Consider the following 25084-nt stretch of genomic DNA (forward strand, 5'->3'; position numbering starts at 1 on the left):
CAATGACTGAGAACCAACAAAAAAGATCATTGTGGTCGAAAATGCATATCGACCTGACGATGCTGCTGATCGTGCTCGCCCTGCTGACGTACAGTGCGTTCGTGATGTGGAGCGCCAGCGGTCAGGATATGGGCATGATGGAACGTAAAATTGGCCAGATCCTGATGGGTCTGGTGATCATGCTGATCATGGCGCAAATTCCGCCGCGCGTGTATGAAAGCTGGGCACCGTATCTGTATATTTTCTGCGTCTTCCTGCTGGTGCTGGTGGATGCTTTCGGCAGTATCAGTAAAGGCGCGCAACGCTGGCTGGATCTGGGGATCATCAAATTCCAGCCGTCGGAACTGGCAAAAATCGCCGTACCGCTGATGGTCGCGCGTTTTATCAACCGCGATGTCTGCCCGCCCTCCCTGAAAAATACCGCGATTGCGCTGGCACTGATCTTCATCCCTACCCTGCTGGTGGCCGCACAGCCCGATCTGGGTACGTCGATTCTGATTGCCGCCTCCGGTTTATTTGTGCTGTTCCTTTCCGGTATGAGCTGGAAACTGATCGCCGTTGCCGCCCTTCTGGTTGCCGCGTTTATTCCAATCCTGTGGTTCTTCCTGATGCATGATTATCAGCGCGACCGCGTCATGATGTTACTGGATCCGGAAAGCGATCCGCTGGGTGCGGGCTATCATATTATTCAGTCGAAAATTGCCATCGGCTCAGGCGGACTTTCCGGTAAAGGCTGGCTGCACGGCACCCAGTCACAGCTGGAATTCCTGCCTGAACGTCATACCGACTTTATCTTCGCCGTGCTCGCCGAAGAACTGGGGCTGATTGGCGTACTGGTGCTGCTGGGACTGTACTTATGTCTCATCATGCGCGGTCTGGTGATCGCCGCCCATGCGCAAACCACGTTTGGCCGCGTGATGTCCGGCGGGCTGATGCTGATCCTGTTCGTTTATGTGTTTGTTAACATCGGCATGGTCAGTGGCATTGTCCCGGTAGTTGGGGTACCTTTGCCTCTGGTCAGCTATGGCGGGTCAGCACTCATCGTGCTAATGGCAGGGTTTGGTATCGTCATGTCGATACATACTCATCGAAAAATGTTGTCGAAAAATTTATAGAGGTGAGCAATGCGTAAGGAGTGGCTTGGAGCTGTCATTATCGGTTTGCTGTTAAGTGGCTGTGCCACTGACGATGTTCAGCAACAACAACCGGCACCGCAGCAAGCCTACAACGGCCCTGTGGTAGAAATCGGCGGGGCTGATCCGCGTTACGAACCTTATAATCAGGGCACGATGCAGGATTATACCGTTAACGGTAAAACCTATAAAATCATCAAAGACCCGTCTAACTTCTCGCAGGTGGGACAAGCAGCCTGGTACGGTCAGGAAAATGGCGGCAATATGACCGCCATCGGCGAAGAATTCGACCCTTCTGCCATGACCGCCGCGCATCCGACCTTGCCAATCCCAAGCTATGTGCGTGTCACTAACATGGCGACCGGCCGTATGCTGGTGGTGCGTGTGAATGACCGTGGCCCTTACGTGCCGGGCAAAATTATTGATTTGTCACAGGCGGCGGCCGATCGTCTGAATCTGACCAACAGCACCAAAGTCCGCATCGATTTTATCAACGTGGCACCTGACGGCACCCTGTCCGGTCCGGGCACGATTGGTACGACCGTTGCCAAACAATCTTACGCTTTGCCGTCACGTCCAAGTTTAGGTGCCAGCAGCATGGGCACACCGACGCTGAGCGCTCAACCGGTCGATACCTCAGATGTCCGTCCGATCAGCAACAGCACCCTGAGCAATCCGAATGCTGCGCCTTTAACCAATGACGAAGATAACAACGGCACCGTAGCCTCTGCGCCAGCAGCGACCACGATGTCCGGTAGCAGCGGCGGCGGCTTTCTGAGCGCTCCCACTCCGCTACGTCAGGGCGTGTTAGAAGGCAGTGAACCGGTGGCTGCGCCCGTCGCCGTCGCCAGTGCCGCACCGGTAGCCGCGTCTGCGGCCTCCGCAGCGCCCGCGCATACCACCGCCATCCCGAGCTCAGGTTTTATGGTGCAGGTTGGCGCGCTGAGTAACCCGCAGAATGCACAGTTGTGGCAAAAAAGCCTCAGCCAGCGTTTCTCCGTGCCGGGGAAAGTGCAGGCCAACGGCAGCACGTACCGCGTCCAGCTTGGTCCGTTCAGCACCCGCCAGCAGGCCGAACAGCTGAAACAGCGACTGGCCAGCGAAGCCCAGCAGCAGTCCTTCGTCACTGCCAGCATGTAATCTGAATACGGGGCTGCGGCCCCGTTCTTATAAGTGCTCTGGCTTATAAGGACTTTGTCTTATAAGTAAAAGTCAGTAAGCGCCGGTAATCGAAGATGTCTGACTTATGACTCTTCTGCTATAGTGGCGCACGTTTATCACTTACTCCCACGGATGTTGTTGTCCCGATCATGAAACTTGTAAATACTTCACGTTTAGTCAAAAGCCTCGCATTTGGCACCGTCATCACTTTTAGTGCAGCGTCCGCCTATGCCGACGATGTTAATTTAAAAACAATGATCCCGGGCGTTCCGCAGATTGATGCTGAAGCCTATATCCTGATCGACTACAACTCCGGCAAAGTTCTGGCAGAAATGAATGCCGATGCACGCCGTGATCCGGCCAGCCTGACCAAAATGATGACCAGTTATGTCATTGGTCAGTCCATCAAAGCCGGAAAAATCTCGCCAACAGACATCGTCACCGTCGGTCAGGATGCCTGGGCAACCGGTAATCCGGTGTTCAAAGGCTCTTCCCTGATGTTCCTCAAACCTGGCGATCGCGTCCCGGTTTCTGAACTGAACCGCGGCATTATCCTGCAATCCGGTAACGACGCCTGCGTGGCAATGGCTGACCATGTCGCCGGCAGTCAGGATGCCTTCGTTGCCATCATGAACAATTATGTGAATGCCCTTGGCCTGAAAAATACCCATTTCGGAACTGTTCACGGTCTTGATGCAGAAGGTCAGTACAGCTCAGCCCGCGATATGGCGCTGATTGGTCAGGCATTGATCCGTGATGTACCGGACGAATACGCCACCTATAAAGAAAAAGAATTCACCTTCAACAATATCCGCCAGATGAACCGTAACGGTTTACTGTGGGATAACAGCCTGAGCGTTGACGGCATCAAAACCGGTCATACGGAATCAGCGGGTTATAACCTGGTGGCTTCCGCGACAGAAGGCCAGATGCGTCTGATCTCTGCGGTGATGGGCGGTCATACCTACAAAGGCCGTGAAGTTGAAAGTAAAAAACTGCTGACCTGGGGCTTCCGTTTCTTTGAAACCGTTTCTCCGCTGAAAGCCGGTAAAGAATTTGCCTCTGAACCTGTGTGGTTCGGCGATACCGACCGCGTTGCACTGGGTGTTGAGAAAGATGCTTACCTGACGATCCCACGCGGTCGCATGAAAGATCTGAAAGCCAGTTATGTGCTGAACACGCCGGAACTGCATGCGCCGTTGCAGAAAAATCAGGTGGTCGGTTCAATCAACTTCCAGCTTGATGGCAAAACCATTGATGAGCGTCCGCTGGTGGTCATGAACGAAGTGAAAGAAGGCGGTTTCTTCGGTCGCATCGTGGATTACATCAAGCTGATGTTCCACCACTGGTTTGGCTAAGTTGCCTGCTTGAAAAAGTTTGCAACGATCCCCATATAATCGGTATAGATTATGGCTCCCGCTTCGGCGGGAGTTATACTTTCAGAGACTACACTAAATACGCTGTACAACACGCTGGAGTGCACATGAAAACCAAACTGAACGAACTGCTCGAATTCCCTTGCACCTTTACCTACAAAGTAATGGGCCTGGCACAACCCGAGCTGGTGGACCAGGTTGTGGAAGTCGTGCAACGCCATGCGCCTGGCGATTACAATCCTCAGGTAAAACCGAGCAGTAAAGGGAATTACCACTCCGTTTCTATTACGATCACTGCCACCCACATCGATCAGGTCGAAACCCTGTACGATGAGCTGGGCAATATCGAAATTGTCCGCATGGTGCTGTAAGCCCTTTCTGACCGACCCGCGCGAGAGCAAGCCTGTCGCGCGTTTCTCCCTCCCCTGATGACGATAACTGCCGTGCAATCACAAAATCCGCAAGAACGTATCGTACTGCGCCAGCTTGGCCTGCAACCTTATGAGCCGGTTTCTCTGGCGATGCACCATTTCACTGAACACCGCAACGCCGACTCGCTGGATGAAATCTGGCTGGTTCAGCATCCGCGCGTCTTCACGCAGGGTCAGGCGGGTAAAGCAGAACACGTACTGATGCCCGGTGACATTCCGGTGATTCAGAGCGACCGTGGCGGTCAGGTGACTTATCATGGTCCCGGCCAGCAGGTGATGTATGTGATGGTCGACCTGAAGCGGAAGAAATTGGGTGTCCGTCAGTTAGTGACCGCTATCGAACAAACGGTTGTCGATACGCTGGCCCATTTTTCCATTGATGCCTATCCGCGCGCCGATGCACCGGGCGTCTATGTTGACGGTAAAAAGATTTGCTCGCTCGGGCTGCGCATCCGCAAAGGCTGCTCGCTGCACGGTCTGGCGCTGAATATTGATATGGATCTGGAGCCTTTCCACCGTATCAATCCCTGTGGTTACGCCGGTCTTGAAATGACACAAGCCAGCCGCGAAAAACCGGGACTGACCGTGGATCAGGTGATGCCCGTACTGGTGAAATCGTTCAACCATCGTCTGGATTACCAGCAGGTTGATTATCTCCCCTGGCAGCTTGAACATTACGCCCCTTCCGCGCCATGACGTTGATTCTGACGCGCTGACGCGTAAGCCGGGAAAGCCCTTCACACTGACAGGAATGTTTTATGGATGATAACGATATTAATGCCAGTCTGAACAAGCTTCGCAATCTCGACCTGAATCTGCTGACTGTTTTCGAGGCGGTCTATCTGCACAAAGGCATTGTGCATGCTGCGAAAGCACTGAATCTGACGCCATCGTCGGTCAGTCAGTCTATTCAGAAATTGCGTAATACCTTTCCTGACCCGTTGTTTATCCGCAACGGTCAGGGCATCAGCCCGACGGCGTATGCCAACAATCTGCATACGCATATCAGCCAGGGACTGAATGCCATTCTCACCGGTCTGGATTTCTCTCAGGACAATGATAAATCCCGCGTTCTGACCATCAGCTGTTACCCTTTCGCCGCACTGATTACTTTTCCGGTGATCCTGAAAGTCCTGGAAAAAATCAATATCAACTACTCGCTGAAACATCTGCCGCTGACGGATCCCGAAGAGACGCTGGTGCAGCACCGTGCGGATTTGGTGATCGACACGGGGCCGCTGTTCAACAGCACGCTTAAAGGCATCCGGCTGATGTCGGACAGCACGGTTTTTGTGTGCAGAAAAAACCATCCGACGCTGAGTAAAACCCTGAGTGTGGAACAGGCGCTGACCACGCCACAAACCATGCTGATAACCGATGCCAGCGAACTCAGACGCATGCAGTTTGAGATCAGCGAAGCCCTGCCGGAGCGCCCTGTCGCCTTCACCAGTTATAACGGGATCAATATTCTTTCCATGGTGTCCGGCACCGATTTGCTGGGGATCCTCCCCCGGAAAATGGTCGAACTCTTCAAAGACACTTTCCCCGTTGAGATCCTCGAATGCGAAGTGCCGTCGCAGTCATACGACATCATGATGTATTACAACAAAATGGTCAGCGGCGATAAGACGCTCAGCATGATTATCGACGCCATCAGTCAGGCATTCGCGGCACTGGAAAACCCTCCGGCGGAATAATGCTCGCTGCGAAAAAATATTTACACACCATTAACACCCTCTGTCGGGTGACCCTGAACTGATATAAAAACTAATATTTTCAATAAACTAACGTCAGTTACTGGTCGTTTTTTCGAGAATTATTCTTATTTAACGTTAAAAAATTGCAGCATTTAGCACATCCGGCCATGACGAAGGGCTGAACGTAGGGATGCTTCAATGATATAATTTCCGCATTATTTCTACTTTTTTTGATGAATCAGCCAGTTCATTGAATGTCCTGAAAAAACTCGGGTATCGAGTGACAAACCTGGAAGCTGCAAGATTATGAGTAAACCGATTCAGATGGAACGCGGCGTTAAATACCGCGATGCAGATAAGATGGCGTTAATTCCGGTGAAAACCGTGGTCAGTGACCGGCAGGAAATGTTACGTAAGCCGGCATGGATGAAAATCAAATTGCCTGCCGACTCAACGAAAATTCAGGGCATTAAATCCGCATTGCGCAAGAATGGCCTGCATTCCGTTTGTGAAGAAGCCGCCTGCCCTAACCTTTCCGAATGCTTTAACCACGGCACCGCGACCTTCATGATCCTGGGCGCTATTTGTACCCGTCGCTGCCCGTTCTGCGACGTGGCACATGGCCGCCCTACCGCACCAGACACCAACGAGCCGGAAAAACTGGCACAGACCATCTCGGATATGGGGCTGCGTTATGTGGTGATCACCTCGGTTGACCGCGATGATCTGCGCGACGGCGGTGCTCAGCACTTTGCTGATTGTATTACGGCAATCCGCGCGAAAAACCCGACCATCAAAATCGAAACGCTGGTGCCGGATTTCCGTGGCCGTATGGATCGTGCGCTGGACATCCTGAATGCCAGCCCGCCGGATGTGTTCAACCACAATCTGGAGAACGTGCCGCGTGTTTACCGTCAGGTTCGTCCGGGCGCTAACTACGAGTGGTCGCTGACCTTGCTGCAACGCTTCAAAGAAGCGCATCCGGAAATCCCGACCAAATCGGGTCTGATGGTGGGTCTGGGTGAAACCAACGAAGAAATCATTGAAGTGATGCGCGACCTGCGTCGTCATGGCGTGACGATGCTGACCCTCGGCCAGTACTTACAGCCAAGCCGCCATCACCTGCCGGTGCAGCGTTATGTCAGCCCGGAAGAGTTTGACCAGATGAAAGAGGCGGCGATGGAAATGGGCTTTACCCATGCTGCCTGCGGTCCGTTCGTGCGTTCTTCTTACCACGCCGACCTGCAAGCCAAAGGTCTGGAAGTGAAGTAATATCTCGTTACGACTTCGTCGCAAAACAAAAAAGGTTGTTCGCAAGAACAACCTTTTTTATGCCCGGAAAACGTGAGCGAATAAGCAAGACTCAGTCTTTGTGCTCTACGCGCTCAGCAGGTTTTTCTTCTGCTGTGGTTTTTTCAGCCGGCGCCGGGTCATCATTCATGGCTTTCTTGAAGCCACGCAGTGCCGCGCCCAGGTCGCCGCCCAGAGAACGCAGTTTGCTGGTACCGAACAACAGAACGATCAGCACGCCGACCACCAACAATTTAGTAATACTTAGACCTTCCATACATACCTTCTTTACACTGAGTGCTGGAAAACAGCAGTGACAATTTGCCGTTATTAACGGCCATTCGCGACGTTAATACAACCCGAAAATGTAACAGAACGGATCCAGAACTGTGCGCATTGTGACCAGAGTGAGCTATTATGAGCGTGAACAGCACGCTCATAAAGGACTTCTGTCTTTATTTACCGCAAAACCGCGTCAAATTTGATTTCGACCAGATTTACTAGCCCGGGTTAACACACCCTGTAATGAGAACCGATGCCGAAAAAGCTTCATACGACTCTGGTTAACGATACTCATCATTCCGGACTGCGTTTCGCGAAACGGACTTATCTTCCCCGCATCGTCGGAATGGGCACAGGATGCTTCTGTGTCGGTTCGGTGATGATTGAACAGACGACGCCGGGCTGGCTGTGGTTGCTGCTGTTCCTCAACGGATTCATCTGGCCGCACATCGCGTACTGGAAAGCCAGACGCTCATCCGCGCCTTTCAAAAGTGAGATCCACAACCTGCAGGGGGATGCCATTTTCGGCGGTCTGTGGATTGCCGTCATGGGCTTCAACGCCCTGCCCTCGGCGACCATTTTCGCCATGATGGGCATGAACAATATCTCTGCCGGAGGCAAAACTTTGTTCTTCCGCTGCGTCATCGCGCAGGTCACGGTCGCGCTGTCGGTCTTATTCCTCGCTGACCTTCCCTTCCGCCCGGAAACCACTCCGTTCCAGCTGTATCTTTGTCTGCCGATGATCATGATTTACCCGATTTTCCTCGGCAACGTCACCTACCGGACATCGCGCCGTCTGGCGGAACATAAGCAGGCGATCATGCAAATCAGCGTCCGTGATGGTCTGACCGGTTTGTATAACCGCCGTCACTGGGAATCTCTGCTGCAAAATGAGCTGGAAAGCTTCCGCCGTTACCGGCACAAAACGACGCTGATCCTGATCGACATCGATCACTTCAAGGCGATTAACGATAACTACGGCCACAGCGTCGGCGATCAGGCGATTATTTTGCTGGCGCAGGAGCTACAGCAAACCATGCGTACGGCGGATATTATCGGGCGTTTCGGCGGGGATGAATTTGCCGCGATCCTGCCGCACAGTACCCAATTGCAGGCAAAGCGGGCGATGGAGCGTCTGCAAAGCCGTCTGGCAAACAGCCTGTTCCCGCAGCATCCGCAATTGCAGATCCACATCAGTGCAGGTATTGCTGAATGCGATGACGCGCAGGAAACGCCGACACACTGGCTGAATGCCGCCGACCATGCCTTATATGAGGCGAAAAAAAACGGGCGAAACCGGGTCGAACTGGCGGGATAACGCCCCGCCCTCCCGGTTTCAGCCCGCCGTCAGATCAGATAAAACGGCTCAGAAATGCCTGGGTTCTCGGATGCTGCGGATTGACTAACACCTCATCCGCCGCGCCCTGTTCGACCACCACACCGCGATCCATAAACACCACGCGGTCTGCCGCCTCTTTGGCAAAACCAATCTCATGCGTCACAACAATCATCGTCAGCCCCTGCTGCGCCAGATCCCGCATGGTGCCCAGAACTTCGCCCACCAGTTCAGGATCGAGCGCCGACGTCGGCTCATCGAACAACATCAGTTTAGGCTTCACCGCCAGCGCGCGGGCGATAGCCACACGCTGTTGCTGGCCGCCGGAAAGATGGCGCGGATAGGCATCGGCTTTATCGCTCAGTCCCACTTTTTGCAGCAGTTCACGGGCATACTTTTCCGCTTCCTGACGGCTTTCCTTGTGGACGCCCACCGGGGCTTCAATGATGTTCTGCAACACGGTCATGTGCGGATAAAGGTTGAATTGCTGGAACACCATACCGATATCGCGGCGCTGACGCGCAATCGCCCGTTCAGACAATTTATGCAGCCGTTCGCCACGCAACTCATAACCGATCTGCTCACCGCCGACCATGATCGAGCCGCGATCGATATCTTCCAGATGGTTAATGCAGCGCAGGAATGTCGATTTACCGGAGCCGGACGGCCCGAGGATCACCACCACCTCGCTGGGTTTTACCTCCAGATCGATACCTTTTAAAACCTCGTTATCGCCATAACTTTTGTGCACATTACGGGCCACCACCAGAGAAGTCTGGGCGGAGTCAGCGGATATTTGACTCATAAGTCCTCCTTTCGGGCCAGGCCGGGTGAATTAATGATCGGCACCGCTTTATCTTCAGTCGTGTTCTGACGCCGTTTGACATTAGGTAACGTCCGGCGCGTGCCACGGGAATAATAACGCTCAATGGCGGACTGACCGAGGTTGAGCAAGGAGGTGATAAACAGATACCAGATCACCGCCACCATCAGCATCGGCACCACTTCAAAGGTGCGGTTATAGACGGTTTGTACGGAATACAGCAAATCCCCCATGGCGATCACGCTGACCAGCGACGTGGCTTTAATCATGCTTATCAGCTGGTTGCCGGTCGGCGGAATGATCGAGCGCATGGCCTGCGGAATGATGATGCGGCGTAACGCGCGACCCCGGCTCATGCCAAAGGCTTGTGCGGTTTCCGCCTGACCGTTATCCACCGACAGCAAACCGGCACGAATGATTTCCGCCATATAGGCCGCTTCATTGAGTGCCAGACCGGCAATCGCGGCCGTCAGCGGCGTGATCAGATCATTGGTATTCCAGCTCATGTATTCCGGGCCGAACGGGATCCCCAATACCACACGCGGGAACAGCGTCGACATGTTGTACCAGAACAGTAACTGCACCAGCAGCGGCGTACCGCGGAAGAACCAGATATACAGCCCCGCCAGTCTGCGCAGCAACATGCTGTCAGACAACCGGGCGATAGCCAGCATCAGCCCGATGAACACGCCGAGCAACATCGACACCACGGTCAGGCCGAGCGTGACGCCCAGACCTTTGATCACCGACCCTTCCGTAAACCACTGCGCGACAACGTGCCATTCAAAATTCTCGTTGTGCGACACCGCCCAGATCACATCGGCGGCAATCAGCAGCACCACTATCCAGGCAATCCAGCGGCCGTAGTGACGCGGTGCGTGGGAAAACTCAACGTTACGTCGTGGATCCTGCGTATAGTCGTCCTTGACTGCCGGCGTTGAACTATACGTTTTATCAGTCATTTAGCCTGCGCCTTTGCCAGGTTGATGCCCGGAGCATAAATCATATTGCCTTCCAGCCCCCATTTTTTCATGATGATGGCGTACGTGCCGTTATCGAACAGTTTCTGATAACCGGCAAGAATGGCATCACGTACCGGTGAATCTTTCGCGACCACCGTGCCCTGGAAAATATCGCCAAAGCCGTTGGATTTGCCGGTGCCGGTCAGTTCGAGCTGGCCGTTGGCTTTTTCCACAAAGTACGTCAGCGGGGCCTGAGAAGAGAAGAACGCATCGGAACGGTTAGAACGCACGGCCAGAATCGACGTCGGCTGATCAGAGAAAGATTGCACGGTGACCGCCGGTTTGCCGTCTTTGACACACACCTCAGACTGCTTGCGGATCACCTGCTCAGCCGAGCCGCCCGCCATCACGGCAATGCGTTTACCGCAGGTGTCATCGAGTGAATTGATTTTTTCCGGGTTACCTTTACGCACACCGAACACCACGTACTCTTTGACGAAATCGATGAAATCATTTTTCGCCTGACGGTCAGGGTAGTCGCCAATCGGGCCGATGCCCATCTGATAGCGTCCCGCAGCCATTCCGCTGAGAATGCCTGACAGGCCGCTCACAGAAGCATGCTCAATTTTGACACCCATGACTTCCGCCAGCGCGTGGGCCAGATCGGCACTCGCCCCGTCCAGACCGTTGGCACCGGTCACGATTTCATACGGAGGGAATGAGCCATTGTTCACAGAGGTCATCACACCTGATTTCTGAATATCCGCAGGTAATTTAGCGTGGATCGCCGGATCCATCGTCTGAGTCGGGATCGTCACATTTTCAGCAGCAAAGGCGTTTATGGAAGATACGGAAAGTAATGCAGCGGTCAGCACAGCAGCCTGACGAAGTTGTTTTGCCATCATTCTCTTATTTCCTCTGTGTAAAAAGTCGGTCTGTGAGTTTATGAATGTTGTGGTTTTATAGTGAGTACCTTCCGTGGCGAATTTCCGGGTAGTTCTTTTTCATCGTTCACGCGTTCCCTGGTGAGGGCGCGGTACTGCCTGAGCGTTAAGGCAGCCGTTGAGGACCGGCTGCACACAGGCTCAGTCGTGACGCAGTTGCGGCAAACCAAAACGGCGGTTCGCCAGCACCGGCAACACTTTTCTGGCATGCGCCAGACGATCTTTCTCCAGCTCGGCAAACACCAGCGCCGGGGCTTCTGCTGCGCGGGCAATGGCCACACCCAGCGGATCGACCACCATGCTGTTGCCGATATTGCGCTCGCCACATTCGCCCACGGCCACCATATACGCGGTGTTTTCCAGTGCGCGTGCCGTGACCAGCACTTCCCAATGCATTTCTTTCAGCGGGCCTTTCACCCACGCGGCGGGCAGTACCAGAACGTCGGCCCCGTCGAGCACCAGCCGGCGCGCCAGTTCCGGGAAACGGACGTCATAACAGGTCATCAGGCCGACGTTAAAGCCCGCAACATTCACCAGCGGCGGAACGTCGTCCCCTGCGGTGACGTTTTTTGATTCCTGCGAGGAAAACGCATCGTAAAGATGCAGCTTCTGATATTCAGAAATAATCTCGCCATTACGGATTGAAATCAGGACGTTATAGGCACGACCTTGCGGAGCGGGCGTATGCACGCTCATCATGGTGGTCATCTGATTACCGCGACTGGCCGCCAGCAACTGGCTGACGAACGGGCCATCCAGCGGTTGCGCCGCTTTCAGTACCAGATCCGGATCGGTGATATCGCGTGCCAGAATACCTTCCGGCAGCACCAGTAAATCCACGCCCGCTTCCAGAGATTTCGCCATCAGTGAAAGACAGGTTTCCACGTTCGCTTCCCATTCGCGGGAAACGGCAAACTGACCTAATGCAACTTTCATTTTTACTCCCCTGTCGCTGAGTATGAAACGCGATTGGTTAAGTGTTACTGAGCAAAGTTCGGGAACAACTCCTGCGGCGTCAGGCGGTTGGCCGTCAGCCCCTGAGCATGCAATTCCTGCGCAAAATCGTCGATCATCTTTTCATTGGCGGCGAAACCGTTTGCGTTCCAGTCCGCCGGTAAATCCACCACCGTGCGGCGCAGATCGTCCAGCAACCATGGCGTGGTGTCGGCGTATTTTGCGCGCTTGTCCATCCACATCTGATAAGAGCGATCGATGATGTCGCTCAGCGCCTGCGGCAGCCACGGATGTTCTTCCGCCAGCGCCGGTTTGATCGCCAGCAGGTGAATGCCGGGGATGTAACCGACGCGGTTAAAATAGGCCAGTTCGGCAGCGCGGAAATCCGGCTGGAACTGACGGAAACCGGAATCCGGCTTAAAGAAACCGTCAGGCATAAACGGCGTAAATACCGCGTCCAGCCAACCTTCCTGCAATAATTCCATCATCGGACGCTCTTCCGGCACCGCTTCGATACGCCCTTCACGGCCAAAACCGGCCAGACGATCGACAATCGGATGCGATGCGGTCAGGCGGCCGACATACCAGTTAGCGTCTTCGATGCCCACACCTTCCAGCGCCAGCAGCGTGCGGGTCCAGGTATTGCCTGAATCCTGCCAGCCGGTCAGGCCGATACGTTTACCGGCCAGCTGAGAAAGTTCGGTCAGCGGGCTGTCTTCGCGGGTGATGATGCAACGCTGACGGAAGCCGCGCATCAGGAAATGCGGTATCGCCAGCAGATCAGATTCGCCCCGCGCACGCCCTTGTGCATAACGGCTGAAAGAGACTTCACCCGCATCGTATTTGTCGCTGGTGCCAAGGTTATCGACCAGCGTGCCCACACGGTCTATCTCAAGATTAAACCCTTCCGGTTTAAGATCGCCTAACGCCAGCGGCGTAAAATAATCCCAGTCACGAACTGCCAGCCTGATGGTAATCGTCACATCTTTCCCCTTAAGTGTCAGCATGGTTGATATGCAGAAAAACAACGGTGCGTTTACAAATTTTCCTGAAAACACACCCATTTCTTTCACGAAGGCCCTCATCTTTACGGCAATGTGATTATTTTATCGCCTCCGTTGGCTAAGTTTGATACTAATGGCATAAATTAATATGTACAATAGAATCTTTGTTACTGGACAAAAGGCGAAAAAATGGCAGAAAACCTCCTCGAAAAAACGCTGGATGCGCAATGGTTAGCCACCCGGTTACAGGATCGTTCCATGCGGGGAATTGCGATTGAAACAGCGGCGATGATCCGATCCGGCGTGATCGAGATTGGTACCCATCTGCCTGCGGTGCGTGAACTGGCGCAGGCGCTCGGGGTCAGTCCGGCCACGGTTTCTGCCGCCTGGGGGCAGTTGCGACGTCAGAAAGTGATCGCCGGACGCGGGCGTAATGGCGTCTGGGTATGTGGCGATATGCTGTCGCCGCGCCCGGCCCGCTTTGAAAAAATCGGTAATTTTGGCGAGCATATTATTGCCGATCTGGCGCTGTCATCGCCCGATCCGGCGCTGCTGCCCGACCTGCGCGACGCCATGCAGCACGGTGTCGGCGCGGATAACCTGAACAGCTATCAGCGTGAGGCCATCGCCCCGTCGTTGCTGGCAGCGGCAAAACAGGACTGGCCTTACGATGCCCCGGCGTTTATGAGCGCGGACGGTGGATTTGACGGCATGAACCTGACGCTGCAAACCCTGCTGATGCAGGGTTCGGTGGTGGCGATTGAAGACCCGACCGCCACCCGTCTGCTGGATATGCTGGATAACCTGGGGGCGCAGGTGATCCCGGTGAAGTGCGACGAATTTGGCCCCACGCCGGAATCCCTCAGTCAGGCGCTGCTGAAAAATCCATCCGCCTTTATTTTTCAACCGCGCACGCACTCGCATTGCGGCCATGCCCTCAGCGCAGAACGTTATGCTGCGCTGGCCGATATTCTCAGCCAAAGTCATACCCTGATTATTGAAGATGACGGCATCGGTCAGTTGTCGCGTTACGCCCCGCTCAGTATGGGCAGCCGGTTGCCGGACCGCACGGTGCATGTCCGTTCCTATTCGAAAGCTTATGGGCCGGATTTACGTCTGGCGGTGATTTCGGGATCAACGGACTTAATCAAACAAATCAAATCATTCCGTAACTTCGGGGCGGGCTGGTCGAGCCGTATTTTGCAGGAGGCACTGGCGTGGCTGATCAACGATCCAAAGACGCAGGAAGGCATTGCGCACGCCAAAAGCGTGTATGCACAGCGCCGTAAAGCCATGTCCGATGCCCTGCGTATCCGTGGCGTCACTATCCCGGAACGCGACGGGCTGGCGATGTGGATCCCGGTGCCTTCAGAGCAGTTCGCACTGGTGACCATGGCCGCACGCGGCATTGCGGTGCTGCCCGGCGAGCGCAGCCGCATCGGGCCGGGGCAGTTTATCCGTATCAGTACCAGTCAGGTAAAACCGGAGCAGGTTGACCTGATCGCCGACGCCATTGTGCTGGCGCTGGATGCCTGATCACTCAGCATTTTTTGAGCAGATATTTGGGGGATTCTTCGTACTGCGCCCGCGCATAAAAATGGTGGGCGCGGAAGCGGCGGGTATGGCTGTGAACTTCCATGCGGTCGCAGCCACGTTCTGCCGCCAGACGTTCGGCTTCATCCAGCAATGCCTGGCCGATACCGCCGCCACGCGACAGGTCGCTGACACACAAATAGCTGATGCGACAAAATTCTCCGGCCAGCGCGATCTGCGGAATAAAATGCAGCGAGATGAACCCGACGGCTTTCCCGTCCGCTTCGGCGACCAGCAGACGGCTGTCCGGGTTTGCCGCCATTTTCACCACCCGTTCCGCGATCGCTTCCGGCGTATTGGGATAATCCAGATCGCCCAGTAATTGCGCCAGAACCGGCGCATCGGACGCCATACCTTCTCTGATCAACATGCCTTTATCCTCGTAAAATGTTGTTTCAGTCTCACGGCTACACAAGCCTGAATGCGCGGGGTAAACTTAGCGCCCGGCCCTTGGCGAATTCATCTGTTTTTTTAAGGCATTCCTATGTTTAGCACCTTACTTGCAGTCTTTATTGGTGGCGGTATTGGCAGCGTTGTGCGCTGGTATGTCAGTCTGAAAATGAACGGCATCAGCCCGGTGCTGCCAGCCGGTACGCTGACCGTCAATCTGGTCGGTGCCTTTATCATCGGTCTGGGTATCGCCATTTTCACCCGCCTGACTCATATCGATCCGGTGTGGAAACTGCTGATCACCACCGGTTTCTGCGGCGGCCTGACCACGTTTTCCACCTTCTCGCTGGAAGTGGTGTACATGCTTCAGGATGGCCGCTTCGGTGCCGCCCTGCTGAACATGGCGCTGAATCTCGCCGGTTCGCTGGCCATGACCTTACTGGCCTTTGCGCTGGTCAGCTGGTACAGCGCGCACTGATCTTAATGTTTCCTTCATGTTCCATACCGATAATAGCCTCAATTCATGTCAGTTTATAAATTGAGGTTCCTATGTTTTCTGCTCCAAAAACGTCTTCTGAATTCCTGACTGTCGCCCTGTGCCTCTTCACTGTCATGGCCTTTTTGCAGGCTTATCTGTCATAGCGGCCCCGCAAAGTGACGCGGGTCAGGCTGAAATGAAACGTCACTTTTTATTCCATTCATAATACAAATATTTACCTGTCTCTCCATATTGCCTATAATTGAGAATGATCGTTCACAATCATTATTGGCAACCGACCAGGTATCTCATGCTTCCCCCACAACAATGCACCAAAGACGCGCGCATCAGCGCACGACGCGACCAGATCATTGCCGCCGCCCGCCTGTGTTTTCGCAAACACGGCTTTCACGGGGCGGGGATGGCTGAAATCGCCAAAACGTCACTGCTGAGTGTGGGGCAAATTTACCGGTACTTTGCCAATAAAGACGCGATCATCGAGGAAATTGTCCGGCGCATCGTGATGAAGAAAATCCGTCTGATGACCGGCAATGCGCATAATTTGCAGCAGGTCGCCCATAATCTGGCGTACCGGCGGATCGGCAATTTGAGCGCACCTTATAAAGAAGAACAGTGCACCGAACAAAAAGAGCAGGCAGAAATTGACCACGCGCTGATGCTGGAAGTGGCCGCAGAAGCCACCCGCAATCCCGCCGTGGAAAAAATCTGGCGCGACTCTGAAAAACAATTGTTCAACGAAGCAAAATCTCTCCTCAGTGCCACTTTCCCGCAGTTTTCTGATGCCGAAATGACGGCGAAAGTGGAGTCTTTAGCGGTGATTTGTGAAGGCACCGCATTTCGTCGCATGACAACTGTTCACGCCGACGCGGAGCTTCTGGAAGCCTTATACCATCGCTACTTTCAGGATCTCTTCGAAACGGATTTAACCACCAGCAAAGCGGAATAAACATTTACCATGAGCGCTCATCTGCAAGAAAAACGCCTCGGTTATGCCCTGGTCCTCGGCTCACTCGCCGCTCTCGGACCTTTATGCACAGATTTATATTTACCGGCGCTGCCGGAAATGGCGGGCGACCTGAATACGTCGACGGCCAGCGCGCAGCTCAGCCTGACCGCCGGTTTACTCGGCCTCGGTTTCGGCCAGTTGCTGTTCGGCCCGCTGAGCGATCGCTATGGCCGTATGCGCCCTTTATTGTGGTCACTGGCCTTATTGCTGGCCGCCTCTGTCTGGTGCGCGGTAGCGCAGGACATCAATCAGCTGATAGTCGCCCGTCTGTTACAGGGCATTGCCGGTGCGGGCGGCGCGGTACTGTCGCGCGCCGTGGCCAGGGATCTGTATAACGGGCATGAACTGACCCGGTTTTTTGCCCTGCTGATGCTGGTGAACGGGCTGGCGCCGATTGTCGCGCCGGTGCTGGGTGGCGCGATGCTGAACTGGATGAACTGGCGGGGCATATTCGGCGTACTGGCCTTAATCGCCATTTTGCTGTTCAGCTTCTCCTCGCTGAAACTGCACGAAACCTTAGCGCCGGAACGCCGGGCGCAGGGCGGGATCCTCAGCATGTTAGGCTCGGTATTTGGCCTGCTGAAACACCGTCCGTTTATGGGTCTGTGCCTGACGCAGGGCTTTATCATGGCGGGGATGTTTGCCTATATCGGTGCATCGCCGTTCGTTCTGCAACAGATTTACCATCTCAGCCCGCAGATGTTCAGCCTGTGCTTCGCCATTAACGGTATCGGACTGGTGATTTCCGCGCAGGTCTCAACCCGCCTGAGCCACCGTTTCGGCGAAATGGCACTGGTCAAAGCCGGTTTATGCATCGCGGCCATAGCCTCGGTGGCGCTGGTGATTTCCGCCAGTCTGAATGCCCCGCTGGTCATGCTGCTGATCCCGCTGTTCTTCTCGGTGATGGTGATCGGCATTATCGGCCCGAATGCCGGGTCGCTGGCGATGCAAAGTCAGGGGAAAAATGCAGGCAGCGCCTCGGCTCTGCTGGGCGTGTGTATGTTTGCTCTGGGCGCGGTTGCGGTGCCGGTGACCGGCTTTGGCAGCCATCCGGCGTTGTCGATGGGGCTGACGATCCTCGGTTGCTACGCCATTGCCATCCTGATGTTTGTCACGCTGGTGCGTAAAGCAGAATAACGCTGGCGGATAACAGGCAAAAAAAAACCCGCTTCGGCGGGTTTTTTAGAATTCGGCTAAAGTCAGATAGCGATAACGTTAGCAGCCGACGGGCCTTTGGCACCATTGGTGATTTCGAACTCTACGCGCTGGCCTTCAGCAAGGGTTTTGAAACCGTTGCTGGAAATAGCAGAGAAATGAACGAAAACATCTTTGCTGCCATCTTCAGGGGTAATGAAACCAAAACCTTTTGATTCATTGAACCACTTAACGCTACCTTTAATCTTAGACATCAAACTTACCTTTACGTGAATGTTGGACACAAAATGTGTGTCAAATACAGTACAGCAACAGATTTAACTTTTGTCCAGAATTCTGATAGCAATAAGCGATAAACCTCTCACTCCTGGCATTTTGTTGCCGTTTTCTGCTGCCAGATTGGCCTTCTGAATCGTATAACATCAGTCAGTTAGAAAAACGAATCGTCGTCGTTGTTGAAATCATCCGTATCAAAGTCGTCATTTCCGAAACCCAAATCAGCATTGTCATTACGCAGTGACGCGTCTTCCCACGACGGCTGATTGCTATCGAACCCCTGACTGTTATCGAGGAAGCTGCTGTCGGCAGGATTGAGATCCTGCACCGGCGGTTCTTCGATAATGTTGACGATTTCCTGCGGCTGGCTGTGGTGGAACATGCCGGTCAGCATATCCGCCAGCACCACACCGCCCGCCACGCCTGCGGCGGTACGCAATGCGCTGCCCAGAAAACCCGGCTGCTGAGGTGCAGCCTGTGCCGGTGCCTGCTGTTGCGGCTGTTGGGCATATTGCGGCTGTTGTGGCTGAGCCCCCCATCCCTGCGTGCCGGGGATCGGCTGGCTGCCCTGTGACGCCGGACGTTGCGGCGCAGGCTGTGACGCACCGCCGCCAAACAACCCGGCCAGGAATCCGCTGCTTTGTGGTTTGGCGGTCTGCGCCTGCTGTTGCAGTTGTTCGACCTGCTGTTGCAGTTCCTGCGCCTGAGCGTTCAGTTTGGTCAGCGCGGCTTCCTGAATAATCATCGCCTGCGCCATGTAATACGGGGCAGACGGCTGCTGACGAATATGGGCCTGAATCACACGTTCAGCTTCCGCATCACGCGGTGCCGTATTGGACTCAGCCTGTTGCAAGCGACTAAAAAGCCCGTCAATTAAACGCTGTTCTTCAGATTGCATAAATTCACCTTGTTGATGTGTCGTACCACGCCAGTCGGCGTTATGCAGATACAGTAATACAGTTAGATTTTTGTATGAATTAACGGAGTGTCAACAAATGTGACGGAGGTAAAGTTTGTGCAGAAGGCATACCACGGGGGTTGAAAACCCGCCTGCGTGACCACAGACGGGCAGGTCTCAGGGCTTATTTTTTCGCAGACCAGCCGAGGATCAGATCCTGATCCGGCAGATTGGTGTAGTTGCGCACGATATCGTGGTAAGTCTTCGCCGGATCGACGTTTTTAAACTGCTGCGGATAGATAAACTTCGCCAGATATTCCATCCCGACAATGTTGTACGGGTGGTTGTAGAACTGGTGATAAATCGCATACACGCGTTTGTCGCTGACGGCCGGGATCTGCGCCACGCCGGTACGGTGAGTCAGTACCGCGGCTTCTTTATCAATGCTGGCTTCATCTGCGCCATAACCGAATGGCAGAATATGCGTCACGGAACCGCCTTTCGGACGCGCCGAGCCGGTCATGATGTACACGTCTGGCTTCATGCTGATCACCTGCTCCAGCGAAACCGTGCCCGATGCGCCCGGCAGCAATGTCGAGCCGATGTTATTGGCGCCAACCGCCTGGATCAGTTTGCCCCAGCCCGCGTTACCGTGGGTAAAGCAGCAGGAATCATCGCGACCGGCAATCGGCTCAATGAACACATTTGGCCTGGTTTTAACGGCAGACACCGCTTTCTGAATAGCGTCAAAATGCTGGTTATAGAAGGTGGTATAGGCGCGGGCATTGTCTTCCTGATCCATCACCTGGCCGAGCAGTTCGATGCTCGGGGCGGTATTTTTGGCCGGATCCAGTTCGTAATCCAGGAACACCACCGGAATATGCAACGCCGCCAGTTTATCCAGCACGCCTGCCTGCGCCAGCGAATCTTTCGCACGCAACTGCGCCACCATCAGATCCGGTTTTTTGGCGATCACGGTTTCCAGATCCACCTGCCCTTTATCGCTGAATCCCATATCAAGGATTTTAGCGGATTCCGGCCATTTGCTTTTCAGCATGTCCCAGGTGCCGCTGTCGGTTTTTTTCAGCAGGTTATTCCAGGCCACCACATGCTGGAACGGGTTGGCTTTGTCCAGCACGGCCAGCGCCAGCAGATCACGGCCATCCTGTAAAATTACCCGTTGCGGGGCTTTATCGATCGTGACTTGCTGGCCGGACATATCCGTCACAGTCAGCGGATAGGTGGTGGCAAAACTGGCAAAGGAAGTGGCCATCAGGCCGGCAACTGACAGCACGCGAGCGGTGTTCTTTAACATGCGATTACCCGAAAATGAGAATGAATAAGAAATGATTTTGATAATTGTTATCAACTGAAGCCGAAATAATAAACAAGGAATGATTAGCGGGGCAACGTTTTTACGGTGATTCAGCGCGGATAAAACATGTCGAAATATGAACGGGATACCGCGAGGGTATCCCGTTCAGGGTCAGTCAGTGGCTTAACGTGCTCAGTGGCGGCGGAGGGTATGCATCAGGAATTCACTGACCATCACACGCTTAAAAGCCGACTGTTTTTTGTCAGCAGCGGCGCTGTGACCACCGTCGGTATTCTCGTAGAACCAGACATCCGGGATGCCCAGCGCCTGCATTTTCGCTGCCATTTTACGCGCATGGTCAGGTCCGACGCGGTCATCGCTGGTGGCCGTCGAGAACAGCACCGGCGGGTATTTTTTTGCCGGATCGATATTGTGATACGGCGAAAATTCGCGGATAAACGCCCACTCTTCCGGTTTCTGCGGGTCGCCGTATTCCGCAATCCACGACGCGCCAGCCGAGATTTGCGTATACCGGTACATATCCAGCAGCGCCACCTCACAGACAATCGCACCGAACAGTTCCGGGTAGCGCGTCAGCATATTGCCGACCAGTAAACCGCCGTTGCTGCCGCCCTGCGCCGCCAGATGGGCCGGAGACGTGATCTTACTGGCGATCAGCGCCTTCGCCACGGAGGCGAAATCTTCATAGGCGCGCAGACGTTTTTCCTTCAGCGCCGCTTTGTGCCATTCCGGCCCGTATTCGCCCCCGCCGCGGATATTCGCCACCACAAACACGCCGCCGCGATCCAGCCACGACACGCCACTGACGCCGAGATAATACGGGTCAAGCGAGACTTCAAAACCGCCGTAGCCATAAAGCAGGGTCGGATTTTTGCCGTCGTACGCCACGTCTTTGCGGCAGACCACGAAATACGGCACGCGGGTGCCGTCGTCGGAGACCGCGAAATGCTGGCTGACCTGATACGCTGACGCGTCAAAATGCGACGGATCTTGTTTCAGCAGTTCGGCTTCCACCTCCGCGCCGTTATCCAGATTACCAAGCGACAAACTGGCCGGTTGCAGGAAGCCACTGACACTCATGAAATATTCATTGGTGTCGTCATCCACGCCCCACGCATTGATTTTGCTCAGTTCCGGCACGTTGCCAAACGGCTGACGCTGCCAGCCGCCGTCTTTTGGCGTCAGTACTTCCAGCCGGTTGGACACATCGCGGGTGATGCTGAGAATAATGTGATCACGGGTGTAAGAATAACCGTTGAGCTGGTCACGGGTTGCCGTGACGCCGCTGAGGGAAGCATGAGCAGAAGGCATAAACAGCGGCTTCAGCGTACGATCACCGGCCATAAAGGCATCAAAATTCATGGTCAGCAGCGAACCGGAAGGCCAGCTTTCACCGTTTACCTGCCATTCGCTGGAAGGCTGGATCAGGATCCATTCCCGCCAGGTACTGAATTTGGCATCCGTCGGCAGATCGATTTTGACCAGGTCTTTGCCGTCATCAAGCAGGAACACTTCGCGGTGATAGAAGTCGATCACCCGAACGACGTAACTGTGCTCGAAGCCTTTCATGGCATCGCGATAACCCGCCGCCAGCATGTCGGTTTTCTCCGCGCTGAATACGGTGTCCGCGTCAGAGAGCGGCGTACCGCGCTGCCAGATTTTGACGATGCGCGGGTAACCCGAATCAGTCAGGGATCCTTCTCCAAAATCGGTCGCGACAAATAAATGGTCGCGGTCAATCCAGCTGATACGGCTTTTCGCGACCGGCAGACAGAACCCGCCGGGAACGAAATCCTGAGTGACTAAATCAAACTCGCGCACTTCTGATGCATCTCCCCCGTCGGGTGAGAGCATTAACAATGCACGGTCAAAATCCGGCTTCAGATTCAGGAAGCCATGAAACACCCAGTCCTTGCCTTCGGCTTTGCCCAGCGCATCAATATCCAGCACGGTTTGCCATGCCGGTTGTGCTTTGCGGAATTCATCCAGTGTGGTTTTACGCAACAACCCTTTTGGATTCTGCGCATCCTGCCAGAAGTTGTACCAGTCATGCCCGCATTTCCACACACCGGGGATGTGATCCGGTGAGTTCAGACCTTCCAGCACTTTCTCCCGCAACGGTTCGAAGTCCTTGCCCTGCGTAAAGGCTTTCAGCGTGATGGCATTTTGCCCGCGCGCCCATTCCAGCGCTTTTTCGTTGCGTAAACCTTCCAGCCAGATGAAATCATCCTGCGGCGGGGTCATTGAGTCAGTTGTCATATCATTCTGCTCCTTCAGTGAAAACAGCCGTTCTTAAAAGGGTCTTCTGAATAAACGCTAAGCGCAGTGTCGCGCATCGTTTACCGGATTTATTGCACCAGGATGCCCTGGATCAGGCTGGCTTTGACAATCGTCACCTGCGGGATATTCAGCGCCTGCATAAAACCTTCCACCAGCAGCAAATTACTGACATCCGTGGCGCGGTATTCGCCCGTAAGTTCGCTGTCCCCTTTCCATACCTGATTTTTCGACACGCGTTCAACATCGGCCAGCGTGTAGGTATTGTCCTTCGGATGCAGCTGATCTTTCAGCGAAAAACCGTGCACACCGCCGATTCCGATCACCCGGCGGGTTTGCGCATCCTGTTTGATTTGCGGGCTGACGTGCGTGCGGGCGTAGAAATTCACGTAACGCAGAACCGTATTGCGCAGCGAGCCAATCGGGTTGGGCGAGGCGGCTTTATCCAGTGCCTGATTTTTCAGTACGCTGATAATGAATTCTTTTAACGTCACAGACGCCAGTCTGCCCTGATAAATATCCGTCACCGGCTGACCATTTTGCTCACGCAGGGCCGTCATTTGCATCGAGCCTCCGCCGATATCCCAGACCAGCAGATCCTGATTTTTAATGGTGTTGTCATGCAGCGCCGCTTTCGCCGACAGGAATCCCAGCTCCGCTTCCTGCTCCTGAGAAATCACCCGCAACTGGATGTGCGTCTGCTGATTGAAACGGTCAATCACCTGCTGACCGTTGGCCGCCGAACGAAACACGGCCGTGGCGACGCCGGTAATGCGCTGCGGATGGAAAGTGCGGGCTTTATCGACCATCTCTTTCAGCGCCGTCACGCCTTGCTGTTGCATGGCTTCGCTGATGTGGTTGTTGCCGGATTTGCCCAGGTCGTCATTAAAGCCCAGCGGCCGTTGGTCTTCATACAGCACTTTTCCCAGCTGATGCTGGCAAATATCCACCTGCGCCACCTGAATTTTGGTGGTACCGGATCCCATGTCAATTCCCGCGCGGGTTTCGATACATTGACTGGCCAGCGAGGAAAAGGTGCTTAACGCGAACAGCGTACCGAGAAAACCCTTCATCCAATAATGCATGTCGTCCTGCCCCTGAAAAATATAAGAAAAGTAGAAAGCACTCAGGAATACCCGCTTTATAGCGTTGAGTTCAAGTCTTTTTAATTTCCGTTTACGCTCTGAATAACCTTTCTAAAAGAGTGAGATCTCGTTTAATTAATTCATTCTGCGATCCGTACGCAAGCCCGTCTTGCTTTTTGTGAGTCAGTTCAAGCATTCAAATAACAGGAACGCCTATAAAGAAATCATTACTTTGTCATGACAAAAAATGACAGGGATTTGAGGTAGAAAAGGGAAACGAAAAATCAGGCAGCCACAGGAAAGGAGTGAGAATATGGAATGGAAAATCATAGACATCCTGAGTATCCCGCAAACCGGACTGAAATATATCTGCATTCAGGCGTTTAAAAATCTGAAGCTGATCTTGTCCGTGGATAATGATTTCACCCTGCACACCGGCGATACCTTAGAGATCACGCCGGAGGGCTATTCACTGAACCGTCATCAGGCGCAGAGCCTGAAAATTCACCGCATGATGCCGTATTGTCAGCAACGCTGGCAGTCGCTTTCGGTGCAGTAAATGTGTGTAATCAGACATCTTGAATAGAAAAGCCGGTATTCAGAACACCGGCTTTTTTCTTACGTTTTCCGGCGGTCAGTCAGACGTTTTATTGTGCTCACGTCGCCGGTCAGAAATGCCGTCATGGTCACCGAATTGCTGCTCAGGCACATCCCGCCAGCGGTCTTTGCGCGTCGCTTCGTATTCCTGATTCAGCGGATAATAAATCCGGTTTTCCGGTTTATTCGCCTCGCCCACCACCAGCAGACGAATTTCCTCGTCCGTATTATTGATAAAGGTGTGGCAGATGCCGGTTCCGTGCGGAAACCCCACGGCATCGCCCGGTTTAAGCCGGTGCAGGTGGCCGTTGATCCAGGCATCCGGCGTGCCTTCCAGCACGTAGACAAACTCATCTTCTGAACTTTCTGCGTGCGCGTAACAGGTACGCCGCCCCGGCAACAAACGTTCGTGGTGAATGCCAATTTTCGTCAACCCGAGCGCCCTGCCAAGCGGCGCGCCGAAGGACATCCGTTCGTCATCACCGGCATAACCGCTGTCATCCGGGCTTTCGAGTTCGCGCCAGTGACGGATGAAATCAGGTCTTTCCATGTGCATGTTTCCTCGGATAAAGGGACGAC

At 54.2% G+C, this 25084-nt stretch carries 26 protein-coding genes; 13 read left to right on the forward strand and 13 right to left on the reverse strand.

Annotated features, from left to right (window positions below; all coding sequences use genetic code 11):
• Window positions 1-2: 2 nt before the first annotated feature.
• From mrdB to lipA, 7 genes are all read left to right on the forward strand, one after another.
• Window positions 3-1115, forward strand: a complete 1113-nt coding sequence (gene mrdB, locus J9880_RS01755; protein ID WP_095921151.1) for a peptidoglycan glycosyltransferase MrdB — start codon at window positions 3-5, stop codon at window positions 1113-1115.
• Window positions 1116-1124: 9 nt separating this feature from the next.
• The gene (gene rlpA / locus J9880_RS01760; protein ID WP_095921150.1) at window positions 1125-2273 is read left to right on the forward strand and encodes an endolytic peptidoglycan transglycosylase RlpA; all 1149 of its coding nucleotides are present in this window, start codon (window positions 1125-1127) and stop codon (window positions 2271-2273) included.
• A gap of 170 nt (window positions 2274-2443) precedes the next feature.
• Complete coding sequence (gene dacA, locus J9880_RS01765; RefSeq protein WP_095921149.1) at window positions 2444-3652, forward strand: D-alanyl-D-alanine carboxypeptidase DacA; 1209 nt, start codon at window positions 2444-2446, stop codon at window positions 3650-3652.
• Window positions 3653-3777: 125 nt separating this feature from the next.
• Window positions 3778-4041, forward strand: coding sequence for a DUF493 family protein YbeD (gene ybeD / locus J9880_RS01770; protein WP_095921148.1), 264 nt, complete (start codon window positions 3778-3780; stop codon window positions 4039-4041).
• Between the two features lie 57 nt (window positions 4042-4098).
• Entirely contained in the window at window positions 4099-4797 is a 699-nt protein-coding gene (lipB, locus tag J9880_RS01775) for a lipoyl(octanoyl) transferase LipB (protein WP_095921147.1), read from the forward strand.
• A 62-nt stretch (window positions 4798-4859) separates the two neighbouring features.
• Window positions 4860-5798, forward strand: coding sequence for a YbeF family transcriptional regulator (locus J9880_RS01780; RefSeq protein WP_131692649.1), 939 nt, complete (start codon window positions 4860-4862; stop codon window positions 5796-5798).
• A 306-nt stretch (window positions 5799-6104) separates the two neighbouring features.
• On the forward strand, window positions 6105-7070 hold the full coding sequence (gene lipA, locus J9880_RS01785; protein ID WP_095921145.1) for a lipoyl synthase: 966 nt from the start codon (window positions 6105-6107) through the stop codon (window positions 7068-7070).
• Between the two features lie 91 nt (window positions 7071-7161).
• Here the strand turns inward: lipA and tatE are convergent, their stop codons facing one another.
• Window positions 7162-7365: a twin-arginine translocase subunit TatE gene (gene tatE, locus J9880_RS01790; protein ID WP_095921144.1), complete on the reverse strand. Its 204-nt coding sequence runs from the start codon at window positions 7363-7365 to the stop codon at window positions 7162-7164.
• 258 nt (window positions 7366-7623) lie between these two features.
• Between tatE and J9880_RS01795 the strand changes: the two genes are divergently transcribed.
• Complete coding sequence (locus tag J9880_RS01795; protein WP_131692650.1) at window positions 7624-8688, forward strand: diguanylate cyclase; 1065 nt, start codon at window positions 7624-7626, stop codon at window positions 8686-8688.
• Between the two features lie 34 nt (window positions 8689-8722).
• Here the strand turns inward: J9880_RS01795 and J9880_RS01800 are convergent, their stop codons facing one another.
• The 5 genes from J9880_RS01800 to J9880_RS01820 all read right to left on the reverse strand — a co-directional run bounded on the left by J9880_RS01800 (window position 8723) and on the right by J9880_RS01820 (window position 13372).
• On the reverse strand, window positions 8723-9511 hold the full coding sequence (locus J9880_RS01800) for an amino acid ABC transporter ATP-binding protein (protein WP_095921142.1): 789 nt from the start codon (window positions 9509-9511) through the stop codon (window positions 8723-8725).
• Window positions 9508-10491, reverse strand: coding sequence for an amino acid ABC transporter permease (locus tag J9880_RS01805; protein WP_131692651.1), 984 nt, complete (start codon window positions 10489-10491; stop codon window positions 9508-9510). The genes J9880_RS01800 and J9880_RS01805 overlap by 4 nt, the downstream gene beginning before the upstream one ends.
• Window positions 10488-11396, reverse strand: a complete 909-nt coding sequence (locus J9880_RS01810; RefSeq protein WP_232770004.1) for an ABC transporter substrate-binding protein — start codon at window positions 11394-11396, stop codon at window positions 10488-10490. Before J9880_RS01810 ends, J9880_RS01805 begins: the two co-directional genes overlap by 4 nt.
• A gap of 180 nt (window positions 11397-11576) precedes the next feature.
• On the reverse strand, window positions 11577-12371 hold the full coding sequence (locus tag J9880_RS01815; protein ID WP_095925080.1) for a deaminated glutathione amidase: 795 nt from the start codon (window positions 12369-12371) through the stop codon (window positions 11577-11579).
• 44 nt (window positions 12372-12415) lie between these two features.
• Window positions 12416-13372 carry a substrate-binding domain-containing protein gene (locus J9880_RS01820; RefSeq protein WP_095925298.1) on the reverse strand — a complete coding sequence of 319 codons (957 nt, stop codon included), beginning with the start codon at window positions 13370-13372 and terminating at the stop codon, window positions 12416-12418.
• Between the two features lie 210 nt (window positions 13373-13582).
• On the opposite strand from J9880_RS01820, the gene J9880_RS01825 reads away from it, so the two are divergent.
• Window positions 13583-14929 (forward strand): aminotransferase class I/II-fold pyridoxal phosphate-dependent enzyme, encoded by a 1347-nt coding sequence (locus tag J9880_RS01825; RefSeq protein WP_131692652.1) that lies wholly within the window; start codon window positions 13583-13585, stop codon window positions 14927-14929.
• A 4-nt stretch (window positions 14930-14933) separates the two neighbouring features.
• On the opposite strand, the gene J9880_RS01830 is transcribed toward J9880_RS01825, so the two are convergent.
• Window positions 14934-15356 (reverse strand): GNAT family N-acetyltransferase, encoded by a 423-nt coding sequence (locus J9880_RS01830; protein WP_232770005.1) that lies wholly within the window; start codon window positions 15354-15356, stop codon window positions 14934-14936.
• Between the two features lie 114 nt (window positions 15357-15470).
• Between J9880_RS01830 and crcB the strand changes: the two genes are divergently transcribed.
• From crcB to J9880_RS01845, 3 genes are all read left to right on the forward strand, one after another.
• Entirely contained in the window at window positions 15471-15854 is a 384-nt protein-coding gene (gene crcB, locus J9880_RS01835; protein WP_195816826.1) for a fluoride efflux transporter CrcB, read from the forward strand.
• Between the two features lie 310 nt (window positions 15855-16164).
• Window positions 16165-16821, forward strand: a complete 657-nt coding sequence (locus J9880_RS01840; protein ID WP_232770006.1) for a TetR family transcriptional regulator — start codon at window positions 16165-16167, stop codon at window positions 16819-16821.
• Between the two features lie 9 nt (window positions 16822-16830).
• A complete protein-coding gene (locus J9880_RS01845) occupies window positions 16831-18018 on the forward strand; it encodes a multidrug effflux MFS transporter (protein WP_232770007.1) in 1188 nt (395 codons plus the stop codon).
• A gap of 62 nt (window positions 18019-18080) precedes the next feature.
• Here the strand turns inward: J9880_RS01845 and cspE are convergent, their stop codons facing one another.
• From cspE to J9880_RS01870, 5 genes are all read right to left on the reverse strand, one after another.
• On the reverse strand, window positions 18081-18290 hold the full coding sequence (gene cspE / locus J9880_RS01850) for a transcription antiterminator/RNA stability regulator CspE (RefSeq protein ID WP_009636912.1): 210 nt from the start codon (window positions 18288-18290) through the stop codon (window positions 18081-18083).
• 176 nt (window positions 18291-18466) lie between these two features.
• Window positions 18467-19210, reverse strand: a complete 744-nt coding sequence (locus J9880_RS01855; protein WP_232770008.1) for a DUF2076 domain-containing protein — start codon at window positions 19208-19210, stop codon at window positions 18467-18469.
• A gap of 184 nt (window positions 19211-19394) precedes the next feature.
• Window positions 19395-20525 (reverse strand): ABC transporter substrate-binding protein, encoded by a 1131-nt coding sequence (locus tag J9880_RS01860; RefSeq protein WP_095925073.1) that lies wholly within the window; start codon window positions 20523-20525, stop codon window positions 19395-19397.
• A gap of 192 nt (window positions 20526-20717) precedes the next feature.
• Window positions 20718-22805 carry a prolyl oligopeptidase family serine peptidase gene (locus J9880_RS01865; RefSeq protein WP_232770009.1) on the reverse strand — a complete coding sequence of 696 codons (2088 nt, stop codon included), beginning with the start codon at window positions 22803-22805 and terminating at the stop codon, window positions 20718-20720.
• An 89-nt stretch (window positions 22806-22894) separates the two neighbouring features.
• Window positions 22895-23908 carry a Ppx/GppA phosphatase family protein gene (locus tag J9880_RS01870; protein WP_119826671.1) on the reverse strand — a complete coding sequence of 338 codons (1014 nt, stop codon included), beginning with the start codon at window positions 23906-23908 and terminating at the stop codon, window positions 22895-22897.
• 313 nt (window positions 23909-24221) lie between these two features.
• Between J9880_RS01870 and J9880_RS01875 the strand changes: the two genes are divergently transcribed.
• Window positions 24222-24467, forward strand: a complete 246-nt coding sequence (locus J9880_RS01875; protein WP_095925070.1) for a hypothetical protein — start codon at window positions 24222-24224, stop codon at window positions 24465-24467.
• 75 nt (window positions 24468-24542) lie between these two features.
• On the opposite strand, the gene J9880_RS01880 is transcribed toward J9880_RS01875, so the two are convergent.
• Window positions 24543-25055, reverse strand: coding sequence for a cupin domain-containing protein (locus J9880_RS01880; protein ID WP_195816822.1), 513 nt, complete (start codon window positions 25053-25055; stop codon window positions 24543-24545).
• Window positions 25056-25084 lie beyond the last annotated feature (29 nt).

It is taken from the genome of Rahnella victoriana (assembly GCF_021276285.1).
GTDB classification, from domain to species: domain Bacteria; phylum Pseudomonadota; class Gammaproteobacteria; order Enterobacterales; family Enterobacteriaceae; genus Rahnella; species Rahnella victoriana.

Bases quoted from the DNA above. Each gene is read 5' to 3' on its own strand.
- mrdB (WP_095921151.1), top strand. From the start codon at position 3: ATGACTGAGAACCAACAAAAAAGATCATTGTGGTCGAAAATGCATATC.
- rlpA (WP_095921150.1), top strand. From the start codon at position 1,125: ATGCGTAAGGAGTGGCTTGGAGCTGTCATTATCGGTTTGCTGTTAAGT.
- dacA (WP_095921149.1), top strand. From the start codon at position 2,444: ATGAAACTTGTAAATACTTCACGTTTAGTCAAAAGCCTCGCATTTGGC.
- ybeD (WP_095921148.1), top strand. From the start codon at position 3,778: ATGAAAACCAAACTGAACGAACTGCTCGAATTCCCTTGCACCTTTACC.
- lipB (WP_095921147.1), top strand. From the start codon at position 4,099: ATGACGATAACTGCCGTGCAATCACAAAATCCGCAAGAACGTATCGTA.
- J9880_RS01780 (WP_131692649.1), top strand. From the start codon at position 4,860: ATGGATGATAACGATATTAATGCCAGTCTGAACAAGCTTCGCAATCTC.
- lipA (WP_095921145.1), top strand. From the start codon at position 6,105: ATGAGTAAACCGATTCAGATGGAACGCGGCGTTAAATACCGCGATGCA.
- tatE (WP_095921144.1), bottom strand. From the start codon at position 7,365: ATGGAAGGTCTAAGTATTACTAAATTGTTGGTGGTCGGCGTGCTGATC.
- J9880_RS01795 (WP_131692650.1), top strand. From the start codon at position 7,624: ATGCCGAAAAAGCTTCATACGACTCTGGTTAACGATACTCATCATTCC.
- J9880_RS01800 (WP_095921142.1), bottom strand. From the start codon at position 9,511: ATGAGTCAAATATCCGCTGACTCCGCCCAGACTTCTCTGGTGGTGGCC.
- J9880_RS01805 (WP_131692651.1), bottom strand. From the start codon at position 10,491: ATGACTGATAAAACGTATAGTTCAACGCCGGCAGTCAAGGACGACTAT.
- J9880_RS01810 (WP_232770004.1), bottom strand. From the start codon at position 11,396: ATGATGGCAAAACAACTTCGTCAGGCTGCTGTGCTGACCGCTGCATTA.
- J9880_RS01815 (WP_095925080.1), bottom strand. From the start codon at position 12,371: ATGAAAGTTGCATTAGGTCAGTTTGCCGTTTCCCGCGAATGGGAAGCG.
- J9880_RS01825 (WP_131692652.1), top strand. From the start codon at position 13,583: ATGGCAGAAAACCTCCTCGAAAAAACGCTGGATGCGCAATGGTTAGCC.
- J9880_RS01830 (WP_232770005.1), bottom strand. From the start codon at position 15,356: ATGTTGATCAGAGAAGGTATGGCGTCCGATGCGCCGGTTCTGGCGCAA.
- crcB (WP_195816826.1), top strand. From the start codon at position 15,471: ATGTTTAGCACCTTACTTGCAGTCTTTATTGGTGGCGGTATTGGCAGC.
- J9880_RS01840 (WP_232770006.1), top strand. From the start codon at position 16,165: ATGCTTCCCCCACAACAATGCACCAAAGACGCGCGCATCAGCGCACGA.
- J9880_RS01845 (WP_232770007.1), top strand. From the start codon at position 16,831: ATGAGCGCTCATCTGCAAGAAAAACGCCTCGGTTATGCCCTGGTCCTC.
- cspE (WP_009636912.1), bottom strand. From the start codon at position 18,290: ATGTCTAAGATTAAAGGTAGCGTTAAGTGGTTCAATGAATCAAAAGGT.
- J9880_RS01855 (WP_232770008.1), bottom strand. From the start codon at position 19,210: ATGCAATCTGAAGAACAGCGTTTAATTGACGGGCTTTTTAGTCGCTTG.
- J9880_RS01860 (WP_095925073.1), bottom strand. From the start codon at position 20,525: ATGTTAAAGAACACCGCTCGCGTGCTGTCAGTTGCCGGCCTGATGGCC.
- J9880_RS01865 (WP_232770009.1), bottom strand. From the start codon at position 22,805: ATGACAACTGACTCAATGACCCCGCCGCAGGATGATTTCATCTGGCTG.
- J9880_RS01870 (WP_119826671.1), bottom strand. From the start codon at position 23,908: ATGCATTATTGGATGAAGGGTTTTCTCGGTACGCTGTTCGCGTTAAGC.
- J9880_RS01875 (WP_095925070.1), top strand. From the start codon at position 24,222: ATGGAATGGAAAATCATAGACATCCTGAGTATCCCGCAAACCGGACTG.
- J9880_RS01880 (WP_195816822.1), bottom strand. From the start codon at position 25,055: ATGGAAAGACCTGATTTCATCCGTCACTGGCGCGAACTCGAAAGCCCG.